Here is a 15,909-nt window from a genome sequence, read left to right as displayed (position 1 = left end):
CGTGTTCAGGATTCCTGGATCTGCGGCTCGGGCACCCGCATCGCGAGAATCGCCATGTCGTCGGAGGGCGGATCGGCCGCGAAGCGCTCCACGGCCCGCAGCACCCGGGCCGCGACCGCGCCGGCGGTCAGCCCGGTGCACGTGGTGAGGACGTCCATCAGGCCGTCGTCGCCGAGCATTCGGGTGCCCTCGCGCCGCTCGGTCACCCCGTCGGTGACACACAGCAGAACGTCGCCCGGATCGAGCGTCACCGTCTGCTCGTACAACTCCAGGTCGTCCATCACACCGAGCAGCGGCTGGGGTTCGGCGGCCGCCTCCACGCGGCCGTCCGGGCGCAGACGCAGCGGCAGCGGATGCCCGGCGCACACCACCTTGAGGATCGCGCTGCCATCGGGCTGGGGCCACAGTTCGCCGTAGAGCAGGGTGAGGAAACGGCTGCGGGCGCCCTCGTCCAGGATGGCGGCGTTGAGCCGCTCCAGCACGGCGGGGCCGCCGAAGCCCTCACGGGCCAGCAGCCGCAGTGCGTGCCGGGCGAGGCCGGTGACGGCGGCGGCCTCCGGCCCGGTGCCGCAGACGTCTCCGATGGCGAAGCCGTATGCGCCATCGCGGATGGGGAAGAGGTCGTAGAAGTCACCGCCGACCTCGTTGCCCTCGCCGGCGGCGCGGTAGATGACCTCGACCTCCACGCCCGGGACCTCGGGCAGCTCCGGCGGCAGCAGGCTGCGCTGGAGCGACTGGCTGATGGCGGTGCGCTCGGAGTAGAGCCGGGCGTTGTCCAGGGCGAGCGCGGCCCGGCGGGACAGGTCCTCGGCCAGCTCCAGGATCTCCTGGCGGAAGTGCTCGTCGGCGGGCTTGCCGAGGGTCAGCATGCCGATGACCCGGTTACGCGCCACCAACGGCAGGACGACCGTCTCGCCGCCGACCGCGGAAGCCGTGGCCAGCGTGGCACCCGGGCCGGACGAAGGACGGGCGGCATCGCCCAGGTTGAGGCTGCGCAGGGTGGTGCGGAGCGCCGCGGCGTGCGCGGCGTCGCCCGGCGCGGACCAGACCCGGGCGCCGGGAGTGGGCACCGGATCCGGCGGATCGACCTTCGCCAGCAGCGCCTTGAGGCCGTCGATGCGGTCCTCGTCCTCGTGCAGGACGTAGCTCAGCTCCGGATCGGAGGCGGGGTCGGCGATGGTGTAGACGGCACACCAGGTGGCCAGCGTGGGCACGGTCATCTGCGCCATCAGGGCCAGCGTCTGGTCGCGGTCCAGGGTGCCGGCCAGCAGGTCGGACGCCTCCACCAGGAAGGACAGGGAGCCGCGGCGCAGCCGCTCCAGCTCGGTCAGCCGGGCCGATTCGACGGCGAGCGCGATGCGGTCGGCGGCGAACTGCAGCCGCAGCGCCTCCTCGTTGCTGTAGCGGCCGGGGGCCTCGGCGGCGACGCCGATGGAACCGGTGAGCCGTCCCTCCACCTTCAGCGGCACGGTGACGACCGAGCGCATTCCGGTGTTGGCGAGCAGCGGCACCGCGCCGGGCACCACGCTGAGGTCCTCGTGGACCGCGGGCATCCGGGCGGAGCCGTAGCGTCCGGTGCCGGCCTCGACGGGGACGCGGGCGAAGCGCTGGCGGGCGGAGGGCAGGCCGGTGGAGGCGCGGACCTCCAGCTCGGTCTCGTCGTCGGTGGCGAGCAGCAGATAGGCCGAGTCGCCGTCGAGCATGTCCCGGGCGCGCTCGACGGTGCGCTGGAGCAGCCCGTCCAGGTCGTCGGGGGCCGGAGAGCCGATGAACACCTCGAAGGCGTCGGCGGGGGATCCGCGGTCGGGGCTGCTGCCGGACTCCGGGGCCGGGCCGCGGGTCGGGCTCTGCAGCACCGCCCGCTCGTGGTCGCGGACCAGCAGACAGACAGTGGAGGGCTCACCCTCCGCGTCGCGGACCCGCAGATGGGAGGCGTAGACGGCGACGACGCGCCCGTCGGCGCCGCGGATCCCGTAGCTGCCCTCCCAGCGGGAGAGCTGGAGTGCCTCGGCGATTCCGGTGCCGGTGCCGGGGGTGTGCGGCCAGGCCGCCAGGTCGGTCAGCGGCTTGCCGATGATCTGCTCCGGTCCGTAGCCGAACAGCACCGCGGCGTCGTCGTTCCAGGCGCTGACGGCGCCGGTGCGGTCGATCTGGATGACCGCGACATGGATACGGGTGTCGGCCAGCGGCAGGGCCTCCGACGGCAGGGCCGGGCCGGCCGAGCGGGTGCCCGCCGGGCGGTCGGGGAAGTCCAGCTGGAACCAGACCTGTTTGTGCGCGGCGCTGTACTCCACGCCCCAGCGGGAGGCGAGTGCGGCGCACAGAAGCAGACCGCGGCCGCCCTCGCGATCGGGGGAGCCGTAGTTACGCCCGGCGTGCTCCAGCGGCAGCTCGCGTTCCGGATAGCGGTCGCCGACCTCCACCCGTACGCTGCTCTCCGCCCGGATACAGCTGACGTCGGCGGCGGTGCCGGCGTGCACCACGGCGTTGGTGACCAGCTCGCTGGTGAGGACCACGGCGTCATCGACGATGTCGGTGAGCCCCCAGCCCTGCAGGGTGTCCCGGACGAAGGCGCGGGCGGCGGCGACGGAGCGCCCGATCGGTTCGAAGGTGGCGGCCGCCCGTGCGGTGATCACTGGTCTCCTCAGCTGTGTCTCGGCGATCCGATCACCCATGTGCAGCGCCCCTCCGATGCCCTAGCCGGATGCCAGGTTACTTACCTCCAGCGCTCGCGCGAATGCCGGTGGGGAGTGTTTCCACCCTGAGAGTGCACTGTCCGGTGTGCGATGCTGCCGAACTGTTATCGCCTGGCCGGGCCGGGGTGAAACACTGGGAAAGCTTGAGTAGAGAACCCGACGAGGATGGTCGACCCTGCGGGAGGGACACGGTGGAGTCTGGCGCAGCGGCGCGGGGCAAGAGCACGCGCGCGAAGGGCGGACAGTCCCGGGGCAGACAGCGCAGTGCGACGATCGAGGTCGAGACGGCGACCCTGCACCGGTTGCTGACCGCGATGACGGCCATGCGGGACGGGAACTTCCGCAAGCGGCTGGTGGTGTCCGGCGACGATGTGCTCGCCGAGATCGCCGAGGTCTACAACGAGGTCGCGGAGCGTAACCTCCAGCTCACCGGGGAGCTCGCGCGGGTCCGGCGGGTGGTCGGCCGCGAGGGCAAGCTGACCGAGCGGCTGGAGATCGGGCCGTGCGAGGGCGCCTGGGCCGCGGCCGTCGACGCGTCGAACGCGCTGGTCGACGATCTGGTGCGGCCGGTCTCCGAGGTGGGCCGCGTCCTGTCGGCCGTCGCCGAGGGTGACCTGGAGCAGCGGATGGAGCTGCGCGCGCAGGGAACGGACGCCTCTTCTCCGCATCCGCTGCGCGGTGAGTTCCTGAAGGTCGGCCGTACCGTCAACGGGCTCGTCGACCAGTTGTCGGCGTTCACCGACGAGGTGACGCGGGTGGCCCGCGAGGTCGGAACCGAGGGGAAGCTCGGCGGGCAGGCGCGGGTGCGCGGAATGTCCGGTTCTTGGAAGGACCTCACGGATTCCGTCAACACGATGGCGTCCCGGCTCACCGCCCAGGTGCGTGACATCGCCCTCGTCACGACGGCGGTGGCCAAGGGTGATCTCTCGCGGAAGGTCACGGTGCATGTGGCCGGCGAGATGCTCGAGCTGAAGAACACCGTGAACACGATGGTGGACCAGCTGTCGTCGTTCGCCTCCGAGGTGACCCGGGTCGCCCGGGAGGTCGGCACCGAGGGCGAACTGGGTGGCCAGGCGCAGGTGCCCGGGGTCGCGGGCGTGTGGAAGGACCTGACGGACTCGGTCAACCTGATGGCCGGGAACCTCACCGCGCAGGTGCGCGGAATCGCCCAGGTGACGACGGCGGTGGCCAGCGGCGACCTGTCGCAGAAGGTCACGGTGAGCGCCCGCGGCGAGGTCGCGCAGCTGGCCGACACCATCAACACCATGACCGAGACGCTGCGTACCTTCGCCGACGAGGTCACGCGGGTGGCCAGCGAGGTGGGTGCCGAGGGTCTGCTGGGCGGTCAGGCGCAGGTGCCGGGTGCCGCGGGTACGTGGAAGGACCTCACCGATTCGGTGAACACCGCCTTCCGCAACCTCACCGCCCAGGTGCGGGACATCGCGCAGGTGACCACCGCGGTGGCCAACGGTGATCTGTCGCAGAAGGTCACCGTCGACGTGGCCGGCGAGATGCTGGAGTTGAAGAACACCGTCAACACGATGGTCGACCAGCTCCAGTCCTTCGGTGCCGAAGTGACGCGGGTGGCCCGGGAGATCGGTGTCGAGGGCGAACTGGGCGGTCAGGCCCAGGTGCCGGGCGCGGCGGGTACGTGGAAGGACCTCACCGACTCGGTGAACACCGCCTTCCGCAACCTCACCGGGCAGGTCCGCAACATCGCCCAGGTGACCACCGCGGTGGCCAACGGAGACCTGACGCAGAAGGTCACCGTCGACGTCTCCGGCGAGATGCTCCAGCTGAAGAACACCGTGAACACCATGGTCGACCAGCTGTCGTCCTTCGCCGACCAGGTCACGCGGATGGCGCGGGACGTGGGCACCGAGGGCCGGCTGGGCGGTCAGGCCAAGGTGGACGGCGTCTCCGGCACCTGGAAGGACCTCACCGACTCCGTCAACTTCATGGCGGGAAACCTGACCTCGCAGGTGCGGCAGATCGCCCAGGTGACCACCGCGGTGGCCCGCGGTGACCTGTCGCAGAAGATCGAGGTGGACGCCCGCGGCGAGATCCTGGAGTTGAAGAACACCATCAACACGATGGTGGACCAGCTGTCGGACTTCGCCGAGCAGGTGACCCGGGTGGCCCGCGAGGTGGGCACGGACGGGCGGCTGGGCGGTCAGGCGCAGGTGCCCGGGGTCGCGGGCGTGTGGCGTGATCTGACCGACTCGGTGAACGGCATGGCGGGCAACCTCACCGCTCAGGTCCGCAACATCGCGCAGGTCGCGACCGCGGTGGCGCGCGGCGACCTGTCGCAGAAGATCGACGTGGACGCGCGCGGCGAGATCCTGGAGCTGCGCAACACCCTGAACACCATGGTCGACCAGCTGTCGTCCTTCGCGGAGCAGGTGACGCGGGTGGCCCGCCAGGTGGGCACCGAGGGGATCCTGGGCGGGCAGGCCGAGGTGCAGGGGGTCTCCGGCACCTGGAAGGACCTCACCCAGTCCGTCAACGGCATGGCGAACAACCTCACCTCCCAGGTGCGCAACATCGCCGAGGTGACGACGGCGGTCGCCAAGGGCGACCTGTCGAAGAAGATCACCGTTGACGCCAAGGGCGAGATCCTGGAGCTGGTCACCACGGTGAACACGATGGTGGATCAGCTGTCGGACTTCGCCGAGCAGGTGACCCGGGTGGCCCGCGAGGTGGGTACCGAGGGTCAGTTGGGTGGTCAGGCGCGGGTGCCGGGCGTCACCGGCATCTGGAAGGACCTGACCAGCAACGTCAACCTGATGGCCAACAACCTGACCAATCAGGTGCGGAACATCTCCCATGTGGCGACGGCGGTGGCCAACGGCGATCTGACGAAGAAGGTCACCGTCGAGGCGCGCGGCGAGGTCGCGCAGCTCGCCGACACCGTCAACACCATGGTGACCACGCTGTCGTCCTTCGCGGACGAGGTCACCCGGGTGGCGCGCGAGGTGGGTACCGAGGGGATCCTCGGCGGCCAGGCCCGGGTGCCCGGTGTCGCGGGGACCTGGAAGGACCTCACCGAGTCGGTGAACTCGATGGCCAGCAACCTCACCGGCCAGGTGCGGAACATCGCGATGGTCACCACCGCGATCGCCAACGGCGACCTGACCAAGAAGATCGACATCGACGCCCGGGGCGAGATCCTGGAGCTGAAGACCACCATCAACACCATGGTCGACCAGCTGTCCTCGTTCGCCGAGGAGGTCACCCGGGTGGCCCGCGAGGTGGGTACGGAGGGCCAGTTGGGCGGTCAGGCCCGGGTGCGGGACGTGGCCGGCACCTGGCAGGACCTGACCGAATCGGTGAACGAGATGGCGGGCAACCTGACCCGTCAGGTGCGGGCCATCGCCGAGGTGGCCACCGCGGTGACCCGCGGCGATCTGAACCTGAAGATCGAGGCGGACGCGGCCGGCGAGATCCTCAAGCTCCAGGACAACATCAACACGATGATCACCAACCTGCGGGAGACCACCCTCGCCAACAAGGAGCAGGACTGGCTCAAGGGCAATCTGGCCCGTATCTCCGGCCTGATGCAGGGGCGGCGTGAGCTGGAGGACGTCGCCGGGCTGATCATGAGCGAGCTGACCCCGGTGGTCTCCGCCCAGCACGGCGCGTTCTTCCTGGCCACGGCGGTCGAGGAGGAGCAGGGCGCGGGCGCGGACGGCGCGGAGACCGGCGACTACGAGCTCAGGCTCATCGGCAGCTACGGCTACTCCAAGGGCTCGATGCCGACCTCCTTCAAGCCGGGCGAGTCGCTGATCGGCACCGCCGCGGAGGAGAAGCGCACCATCCTGGTGGAGAACGTGCCGCCGGGCTACCTCAAGATCGCCTCCGGGCTGGGCGAGGCGGCCCCGGCCCATGTGATCGTGCTGCCGGTGCTCTTCGAGGGACAGGTCCTCGGCGTGATCGAGCTGGCCTCCTTCCAGCCCTTCGCGCAGATCCAGAAGGACTTCCTCAACCAGATCGCCGAGATGATCGGCACCAGCGTCAACACCATCAGCGTCAACACCAAGACCGAGGTGCTGCTGAAGCAGTCGCAGGAGCTGACCGAGCAGCTGCGGGAGCGATCCGCGGAGCTGGAGAACCGGCAGAAGGCGCTGCAGTCCTCCAACGCCGAGCTGGAGGAGAAGTCCGAGCGGCTGGCCCGGCAGAACCGCGACATCGAGGTGAAGAACACCGAGATCGAGGAGGCGCGGCAGGTCCTGGAGGAGCGCGCCGAGCAGCTCGCGGTCTCGATGCGCTACAAGTCCGAGTTCCTGGCGAACATGTCGCACGAGCTGCGGACGCCGCTGAACTCGCTGCTGATCCTGGCCAAGCTGCTCGCGGACAACGCCGCCGGCAATCTCTCGCCCAAGCAGGTGGAGTTCGCCGAGACGATCCACGGCGCGGGCTCGGACCTGCTCCAGCTGATCAACGACATCCTCGACCTGTCCAAGGTCGAGGCGGGCAAGATGGACGTCAGCCCGACCCGGATCGCCCTGGTCCAGCTGGTCGACTACGTCGAGGCGACCTTCCGCCCGCTCACCGCGGAGAAGGGCCTGGACTTCTCGGTGCGAGTCTCCCCGGAGCTGCCCGCGACGCTCCACACCGACGAGCAGCGGCTGCTCCAGGTGCTGCGCAACCTGTTGTCGAACGCGGTGAAGTTCACCGACACCGGCGCCGTGGAGCTGGTCATCCGGCCGGCCGGCGCCGATGTGCCGGACACGATCCGCGAACAGCTCCTGGAGCACGGCTCGCTGCGCGCCCCCGACGACCAGATGATCGCCTTCTCGGTCACCGACACCGGTATCGGCATCGCGGCGAGCAAGATGCGGGTGATCTTCGAGGCGTTCAAGCAGGCCGACGGCACCACCAGCCGCAAGTACGGCGGCACGGGCCTTGGGCTGTCCATCAGCCGGGAGATCGCCCGACTGCTGGGCGGTGAGATCAGCGTGGCCAGCGAACCGGGTCGCGGCTCGACGTTCACCCTGTATCTGCCGCTGCACCCCAGCGAGCTGCCGCCTCCGGGCTACCCGGAGCCGGCCCTGGGCGGCGATCTGGGGCACGGCCCCGGCCTGGAGATGGGGGAGCCGGCCGGCGAGGGCGTGCCGGCGGCCCAGGCGCCCGGCGCCGGACCCGCGAGCCTGCCCCGGTCCCGCGGCGCCGCCGGCCTCTCCCGGCGGCGGCAGCGGGCGGCCGCCGAGCAGGCCGCCGAGCCGTGGCTGGTCGGCGGCCAGGACCTGGTGGCCACCGAGCCCGGTGGCGGGTTCCATGGCGAGAAGGTGCTCATCGTCGATGACGACATCCGCAATGTCTTCGCGCTCACCAGCGTCCTGGAACAGCACGGACTGCAGGTCCTCTACGCCGAGAACGGCCGGGAGGGCATCGAGGTGCTGGAGCAGCACGACGATGTGGTGCTGGTCCTGATGGACATCATGATGCCGGAGATGGACGGCTACGCCACGACCGCGGCGATCCGCCGGATGCCGCAGTTCGCGGGGCTGCCGATCATCGCGCTCACCGCGAAGGCGATGAAGGGCGACCGGGAGAAGAGCATCGAGTCCGGCGCGTCGGACTATGTCACCAAGCCCGTCGACACCGATCATCTCCTCACGGTGATGGAGCAGTGGATGCGCACAGAGTGACGGTGGGGCGCGTTCTGCGCCTCGGTGGTTGACAGACCGTGGTTGAACACGTGTGGAATTGCGGTATCCGGGGAACCTTCTGGTCTCCCGCTGCGTTTGCGTTACGTGCACAGTGACATCGCGGTGACAGGGTGTGGTGACAGGCGGGGTGCGGCTACGATGACCGGCACAAGGACGGGCGGCGCAAGAGAGTCGTCCCCTGGGGCGGCGCCCGGTGCATTCCCCGGCTTCACGAGCTGGGGAGACCCCAAGCCGGGACGAGGAGGACGGGGCATGGTGCAGAAGGCCAAGATCCTCCTGGTCGATGACCGGCCGGAGAATCTGCTGGCGCTGGAGGCCATTCTCTCCGCGCTCGATCAGACCCTGGTGCGGGCATCGTCAGGGGAGGAAGCGCTCAAGGCGCTGCTGACGGACGATTTCGCGGTCATCCTGCTGGATGTCCAGATGCCAGGCATGGACGGCTTCGAGACCGCCGCGCACATCAAGCGGCGGGAGCGGACCCGCGACATCCCGATCATCTTCCTGACCGCGATCAACCACGGCCCCCACCACACCTTCCGGGGCTATGCCGCCGGCGCGGTGGACTACATCTCCAAGCCCTTCGACCCGTGGGTGCTGCGCGCCAAGGTCTCGGTCTTCGTCGAGCTGTACATGAAGAACTGCCAGCTGCGGGAGCAGGCCGCGCTGCTGCGCCTGCAGTTGGAGAACGGCCAGCCGGTCACGGGGGACGGCAAGGAGCCCGCCGGGCTGCTCGCCGAGCTCTCCGCGCGGCTGGCCGCGGTGGAGGAGCAGGCCGAGGCGCTGTCCAAGCAGTTGGACGAGTCCGCGGACGCGGCGGCGGTGGCCACCGCCGCCCACCTGGAGCGCAAACTCACCGGGCTGCGCCGGGCGCTGGACGCCCTGGAGCCGGGCGCCGGCAGCGGCGCCGGAGCGGTGCCCTCGCAGACCTGAGTTTGACGGCCCGTCATGGGCCCGGCCCTGCGTGCTCCGTACGGCGGACCCGGGTAACCTCCCCCCATGGCCTCACGTACGTCCGGCAAGGGTTCGCAGAGTTCGGCGGGCGCTTCGAAGCAGCGTGCCGGACAGGCGTCAGGCGCTGCCAAGAAGGCTCCCGCGAAGAAGGCGGCGGCCAAGAAGGCTCCCGCCAAGAAGGCCGCGCCGCCCGCGAAGAAGGCGCCGGCGAAGAAGGCCGCGGCCAAGGCGCCGCCCAAGCCCGCGCCGTCCCCCACGAGCGGCGTCTTCCGCGCCGCCCGCGCGGTGTGGATGGGGCTCGCGCGCGGCGTGGGCGCGATGTTCCGCGGCATAGGACGCGGCGCCAAGGGGCTTGACCCGGCCCACCGCAAGGACGGTGTGGCGCTGCTGCTGCTCGCCTTGGCGCTGATCGTGGCGGCCGGCACCTGGTCCAATCTGCGCGGCCCGGTCGGCGAACTGGTCGAGATGCTGGTGACCGGTGCCTTCGGGCGGCTGGACCTGCTGGTTCCGATACTCCTGGGCGTGATCGCCACCCGGCTGATCCTCCACCCGGAGAAGCCGGAGGCGAACGGACGGATCGTCATCGGGCTCTCCGCGCTGGTCGTCGGCATCCTGGGACAGGTGCACATCGCCTGCGGCTCGCCGACGCGCGCCGACACCGAGGCGGTTCAGGACGCCGGTGGCCTCATCGGCTGGGCCGCCTCCACCCCGCTGGTCTTCACGATGAGCGCGGCGCTCGCCGTTCCGCTGCTGGTGCTGCTCACCGTCTTCGGGCTGCTGGTGGTCACCGCCACCCCGGTGGTGGCGATCCCGCAGCGGCTGCGCGCGCTCGGCGTCCGGCTCGGGCTGGTCCGTGGCCACGACGCCGAGGAAGCCGAGTACGAGGAGTACCCAGGCGCCGACGCGGAGGCCGAGTACGCCGAGGACTGGCGGGAGGCGCCGGCCAGACGGCCGCGGCGGGCCGCTGCCCGGCGCGGCCCGGCCGGTGAGCCGGAGGCGGAGCGAGCCGAGGCGGAGGCGCTGGCCAAGCGGCGCGGCCGCCCCCGCCCGGCCCCGGTGGAGCCCCCGTCGGACCGGCCGATGGACGCGGTGGACGTGGCCGCGGCGGCGGCCGCCGCGCTGGACGGCGCCGTGCTGCACGGCGTCCAGCCCTCCCCGCTGGTCGCCGGACTCGGGCGCGGCCTCGCTACGGACCGGGCGACCGGTACCGAGGTGCCCGGCGCCCGCGGCGGCGCGCCCGCCGGCGGGCAGCCCGACCCCGAGGCGCCCGCCGGGCCGGCCGCAGCGGTCGAGAAGACGGTGCAGGTCCCGGATCTGACGCGCAGTGCGCCCGAGCCCTCCGAGCCGCTTCCGCCGCGCGCCGAGCAGTTGCAGCTGTCCGGGGACATCACCTACGCCCTGCCCTCGCTCGACCTGCTCGAGCGCGGCGGGCCCGGCAAGACCCGCAGCGCCGCCAATGACGCGGTCGTCGCCTCCCTGACCAACGTCTTCACGGAGTTCAAGGTGGACGCCGCGGTGACCGGCTTCACCCGCGGCCCGACGGTCACCCGGTACGAGGTGGAACTGGGCCCGGCGGTGAAGGTCGAGCGGATCACCGCGCTCACCAAGAACATCGCCTACGCGGTGGCCAGCCCCGATGTGCGCATCATCAGCCCGATCCCGGGCAAGTCGGCGGTCGGCATCGAGATCCCCAACAGCGACCGGGAGATGGTCAATCTCGGCGATGTGCTGCGCTCGACGGAGGCCGTCGGGGACGACCACCCGATGGTGGTGGGGCTGGGCAAGGACGTCGAGGGCGGCTATGTCTCGGCCAACCTGGCGAAGATGCCGCACATCCTGGTCGCCGGTGCCACCGGCTCCGGCAAGTCCTCCTGCATCAACTGCCTGATCACCTCGGTGATGGCCCGTGCCACCCCGGACGACGTGCGGATGGTGCTGGTCGACCCCAAGCGTGTCGAGCTGACCGCCTACGAGGGCATTCCGCACCTGATCACACCGATCATCACCAACCCCAAGCGCGCCGCCGAGGCCCTGCAGTGGGTGGTGCGGGAGATGGACCTGCGCTACGACGACCTGGCGGCGTTCGGCTTCCGGCACATCGACGACTTCAACGCCGCGGTCCGCCGGGGCAAGGTCAAGCTGCCCGAGGGCAGCGAGCGCGAGCTGCGGCCGTATCCGTACCTGCTGGTGATCGTGGACGAGCTGGCGGACCTGATGATGGTCGCGCCGCGCGACGTGGAGGACTCCATCGTCCGGATCACCCAGCTGGCCCGGGCCGCCGGCATCCACCTGGTGCTGGCCACCCAGCGGCCCTCGGTGGACGTGGTGACCGGCCTGATCAAGGCGAACGTGCCCTCCCGGCTCGCCTTCGCGACCTCCTCGCTCGCCGACAGCCGGGTGATCCTCGACCAGCCGGGCGCCGAGAAGCTGATCGGCAAGGGCGACAGCCTCTTCCTCCCGATGGGCGCGAACAAGCCGGTCCGCATGCAGGGCGCGTTCGTCACCGAGCAGGAGGTGGCGGCCGTCGTCGAGCACTGCAAGGCGCAGATGACCCCGGTCTTCCGGGACGACGTGACCGTCGGCACGGCGCAGAAGAAGGAGATCGACGAGGACATCGGCGATGACCTCGATCTGCTCTGCCAGGCCGCCGAGCTGGTGGTCTCCACCCAGTTCGGGTCGACCTCGATGCTTCAGCGGAAGCTGCGGGTGGGCTTCGCGAAAGCCGGGCGGCTGATGGACCTGATGGAGTCCAGGGGAATCGTCGGCCCCAGCGAAGGATCGAAGGCCAGGGACGTATTGGTTAAACCGGATGAATTGGATGGCGTGCTCGCGGTGATCCGGGGGGAGGCTCAACCGTGAGGAAACGGCGAGCAACCGTTTCCCCTGCCGATACGTCAAGTTGAGCGAGGTGACGGACGAATGTGCCAGTGTCGGTCCCGCAGGCCCGTTCTGATGGCGTACAAACTCCGCCCTCCCGCTTGCCCGACCCTTTCGCCCCACCCCTAGACTGAACCTCCAGCAGGTGGCTACACGCTCGAAAGGCGCCCCCGTGTCCATCGGCAACTCCCCCGCAGACGACGACCGGCCGTCCGTCGGTCGTGCCCTTCAGCAGGCCCGAATCCACGCCGGACTCACCGTCGAGCAGGTCAGCACCATCACCCGGGTGCGCGTACCGATCGTGCACGGGATCGAGCAGGACGACTTCACCCGATGCGGCGGCCACGTCTACGCCCGCGGGCACGTCCGGGCCTTCGCCCGGGCCGTCGGCCTGGACCCCACCGCGCTGGTCGCCCAGTATGACGCCGAGCACGGCGGGCGCCCCGAGCCCACCGGGGCGGCGCCGCTCTTCGAGGCCGAGCGCATCCGGCCCGAGCCCCGGCGCCCCAACTGGACCGCCGCGATGGTCGCCGCCATCGTCGCCGTGGTCGGCTTCGTCGGCTTCACCCTCTTCAGCGGCGGGGACGACGACGGCGCCACGGTCGCCGATGAGCCCGCCGCCCCCCGGCCGGCCACCCCCAGCAAGCCCGCCACCCCCAGCAGGCCCGTCGATCCCAAGCCCGACCCGTCCGGCAGCGCCATCGCCGGCGTCCCGGCCAACAAGGTCACGGTCAAGCTCACCGCGGAGAACGGCCAGAGCTGGATCTCCGCCCAGGACCACAACGGCCGCCTGATCCACGAAGGCGTTCTCCAGCAGGGCGACTCCAAGACCTTCACCGACAGCAAGCGGATCGATCTGGTGCTCGGCAACGCCGGCGCCGTACAGCTGTTCGTCAACGGCAAGGAGGTCAAGGAGGTCGGGGCGAAGGGGCAGGTCCAGCGGCTGAGCTACACCCAGGGAGACCCCGAGGTCGGCTGAGCCCGGCAAGATCGACAGCCCTGGCATCGGGGGGTGTCGCTGGGACGAAGTAGTCTGAGCGTATGCCCGAACGCCGTACCGTCGCCCTTGTCACGCTCGGCTGCGCCCGTAACGAGGTGGACTCGGAGGAGCTTGCAGGCCGCTTGGCAGCGGACGGCTGGGAGCTCGTCGAGGACGCCGCCGCCGCGGACGTGGCCGTCGTCAACACCTGCGGATTCGTCGAAGCCGCCAAGAAGGACTCCGTCGACGCCCTGCTCGAGGCCAACGATCTCAAGGAGCATGGCAAGACCCAGGCCGTCGTGGCGGTCGGCTGTATGGCCGAGCGGTACGGCAAGGAGCTGGCCGAAGCGCTGCCCGAGGCCGACGGAGTGCTCGGCTTCGACGACTACGCCGACATCTCCGACCGCCTGCAGACCATCCTCTCCGGCGGCATCCACGCCTCCCACGCCCCGCGTGACCGGCGCAAACTGCTGCCGATCAGCCCGGCCGAGCGGCAGGGCGCGGCCGACGTGGCGCTGCCCGGCCACGGTGACGCACTCGCCTCCGCCCCCGAGGACCTCCCCGAGGGGATCGCTCCGGCATCCGGGCCGCGGGCGCCGCTGCGCCGCCGTCTGGAGACCGGGCCGGTGGCCTCGGTCAAGCTGGCCTCCGGCTGCGACCGCCGCTGCTCCTTCTGCGCCATCCCGTCCTTCCGCGGCTCCTTCATCTCCCGCCGCCCCTCGGACGTGCTGGGCGAGACCCGCTGGCTCGCCGAGCAGGGCGTCAAGGAGATCATGCTGGTCTCGGAGAACAACACCTCCTACGGCAAGGACCTGGGCGACATCCGCCTGCTGGAGACGCTGCTGCCCGAGCTGGCGGCGGTGGACGGCATCGAGCGGATCCGGGTCAGCTACCTCCAGCCCGCCGAGATGCGGCCCGGCCTGATCGACGTCCTGACCTCGACCGAGAAGGTCGTCCCGTACTTCGACCTGTCCTTCCAGCACTCCGCGCCCGGCGTGCTGCGCGCCATGCGCCGCTTCGGCGACACCGACCGCTTCCTCGAGCTGCTGGACCAGATCCGCGGCAAGGCGCCGCAGGCCGGTGCCCGGTCCAACTTCATCGTCGGTTTCCCCGGCGAGACCGAGGAGGACCTGGCCGAGCTGGAGCGCTTCATCACCCACGCCCGCCTGGACGCCATCGGGGTCTTCGGATACTCCGACGAGGACGGCACCGAGGCCGCCGGCTACGAGAACAAGAACGACCCCGAGGTGGTCGCGGAGCGGCTGGCCCACATCTCGCGGCTGGCCGAGGAGCTCACCGCCCAGCGCGCCGAGGAGCGGCTGGGGGAGACGGTCGAGGTCCTGGTCGACCGGATCGACGAGGAGGACGGCCCGATCGGCCGGGCTGCCCACCAGGCGCCGGAGACCGACGGCCAGACTCTGCTGACCGGCGGCGCGGAGCCGGCTGTCGGCCGTATCGTCAGCGCGAAGGTCATCGCGACGGAGGGAGTGGATCTCGTGGCGGAGCCGCTGCCGCTGCAGGGCGGCGCGTGTACCGAGGAGACGGCCAGATGACCCATGCCCCGGCCTCCGCCGCAGGAGGCGCCCGTCCAGCGGCCGTATCCGTGCGGCCGGCGGGACTGTGGAACATCGCCAACATCCTGACCATGGTCCGGCTGCTGCTGGTCCCCGGATTCGTGCTGCTGATGCTGGCGGACGGCGGCTATGACCCGGCGTGGCGCTCGCTGGCCTGGGCGGCGTTCGCCATCGCCATGATCACCGACCTCTTCGACGGGCACCTGGCGCGCCGGTACAACCTGGTGACCGACTTCGGCAAGATCGCCGATCCGATAGCGGACAAGGCGATCATGGGAGCGGCGCTGGTCTGCCTCTCGGCGCTGGAGGACCTGCCCTGGTGGGTGACGGGCGTGATCCTCTTCCGGGAGATCGGCATCACGGTGATGCGCTTCGTCGTGATCAGGCATGGAGTCATCCCGGCCAGTCGGGGCGGCAAGATGAAGACGCTGGCGCAGGGCACGGCGGTCGGGATGTACATCCTGGCGCTCACCGGGCCGCTGGCCACCCTCCGCTTCTGGGTGATGGCCGTCGCCGTCGCCTTGACGGTCGTCACCGGCCTCGACTACGTGCGGCAGGCGATCGTGCTGCGGCGCGCGGGTCTGGCAGCGGAGCGCGAGCGGGCGCAAGCGGGGCCCGTGCGGTGACCGGCGCGCCGCAGTCCGGTGCCGGCCCGGCCGCGCGGGCGCTGGAGCTGCTGGCCGCGCGGGGGCAGACGCTGGCCGTCGCGGAATCGCTCACCGGGGGGCTGGTGGCCGCCGAGCTGACCGCGGTGCCCGGGGCCTCCCGCTCCTTCCGGGGGTCGGTGACCGCCTACGCCACGGAGCTCAAGCGGGCCGTGCTGGGCGTGGACGAGGAGCTGCTGGCGGCGCGGGGGGCGGTGGATCCGGATGTCGCCCGGCAGATGGCGAGCGGCGTGCGGCGCCTGCTGGGCGCAGACTGGGGAGTGTCGACCACCGGTGTGGCCGGCCCGGCCGAGCAGGACGGGCAGCCGGTGGGCACGGTCTACGCGGCGGTCGTCGGCCCCGGCGGTGCCGGTTCGGTGGCCGCGCTGCGGCTGGACGGGGACCGCGCGGGGATTCGCTTCCAGAGCGCCCGGGCGGCTCTGGAACTGCTGTCCGGCGAACTGATCGAAAATGCAAGGGCACAGGATACGGAAGAACACGGGGGGATTTGATGTT

Annotated in this window: 8 protein-coding genes; 7 read left to right on the top strand and 1 reads right to left on the bottom strand. The window is 70.9% G+C overall.

Translation table 11 applies throughout. The annotated features are described in order from the left end of the window. Positions 1-5 precede the first annotated feature (5 nt). Complete coding sequence (locus tag AC4BDD_RS06955; protein ID WP_490690095.1) at positions 6-2,636, bottom strand: SpoIIE family protein phosphatase; 2,631 nt, start codon at positions 2,634-2,636, stop codon at positions 6-8. Between the two features lie 251 nt (positions 2,637-2,887). On the opposite strand from AC4BDD_RS06955, the gene AC4BDD_RS06950 reads away from it, so the two are divergent. The 7 genes from AC4BDD_RS06950 to AC4BDD_RS06920 all read left to right on the top strand — a co-directional run bounded on the left by AC4BDD_RS06950 (position 2,888) and on the right by AC4BDD_RS06920 (position 15,905). Further along, on the top strand, positions 2,888-8,347 hold the full coding sequence (locus AC4BDD_RS06950) for a HAMP domain-containing protein (RefSeq protein WP_490690094.1): 5,460 nt from the start codon (positions 2,888-2,890) through the stop codon (positions 8,345-8,347). A 273-nt stretch (positions 8,348-8,620) separates the two neighbouring features. After that, positions 8,621-9,298 (top strand): response regulator, encoded by a 678-nt coding sequence (locus AC4BDD_RS06945; RefSeq protein ID WP_490690093.1) that lies wholly within the window; start codon positions 8,621-8,623, stop codon positions 9,296-9,298. 66 nt (positions 9,299-9,364) lie between these two features. Next, positions 9,365-12,178 carry a DNA translocase FtsK gene (locus AC4BDD_RS06940; RefSeq protein WP_490690092.1) on the top strand — a complete coding sequence of 938 codons (2,814 nt, stop codon included), beginning with the start codon at positions 9,365-9,367 and terminating at the stop codon, positions 12,176-12,178. A gap of 190 nt (positions 12,179-12,368) precedes the next feature. Beyond that, a complete protein-coding gene (locus tag AC4BDD_RS06935) occupies positions 12,369-13,175 on the top strand; it encodes a helix-turn-helix domain-containing protein (RefSeq protein WP_490690091.1) in 807 nt (268 codons plus the stop codon). Between the two features lie 62 nt (positions 13,176-13,237). Further along, positions 13,238-14,728, top strand: coding sequence for a 30S ribosomal protein S12 methylthiotransferase RimO (gene rimO / locus AC4BDD_RS06930; protein WP_490690090.1), 1,491 nt, complete (start codon positions 13,238-13,240; stop codon positions 14,726-14,728). After that, complete coding sequence (pgsA, locus tag AC4BDD_RS06925) at positions 14,725-15,375, top strand: CDP-diacylglycerol--glycerol-3-phosphate 3-phosphatidyltransferase (RefSeq protein WP_490690089.1); 651 nt, start codon at positions 14,725-14,727, stop codon at positions 15,373-15,375. The genes rimO and pgsA overlap by 4 nt, the downstream gene beginning before the upstream one ends. Beyond that, positions 15,372-15,905 carry a CinA family protein gene (locus AC4BDD_RS06920; RefSeq protein WP_490690088.1) on the top strand — a complete coding sequence of 178 codons (534 nt, stop codon included), beginning with the start codon at positions 15,372-15,374 and terminating at the stop codon, positions 15,903-15,905. The genes pgsA and AC4BDD_RS06920 overlap by 4 nt, the downstream gene beginning before the upstream one ends. Positions 15,906-15,909 lie beyond the last annotated feature (4 nt).

Source organism: Streptomyces sp. JLBT605, from assembly GCF_058215555.1.
The sequence above is the reverse complement of the archived record's forward strand: the minus strand, read 5'-3'. Positions and strand labels throughout refer to the sequence as shown.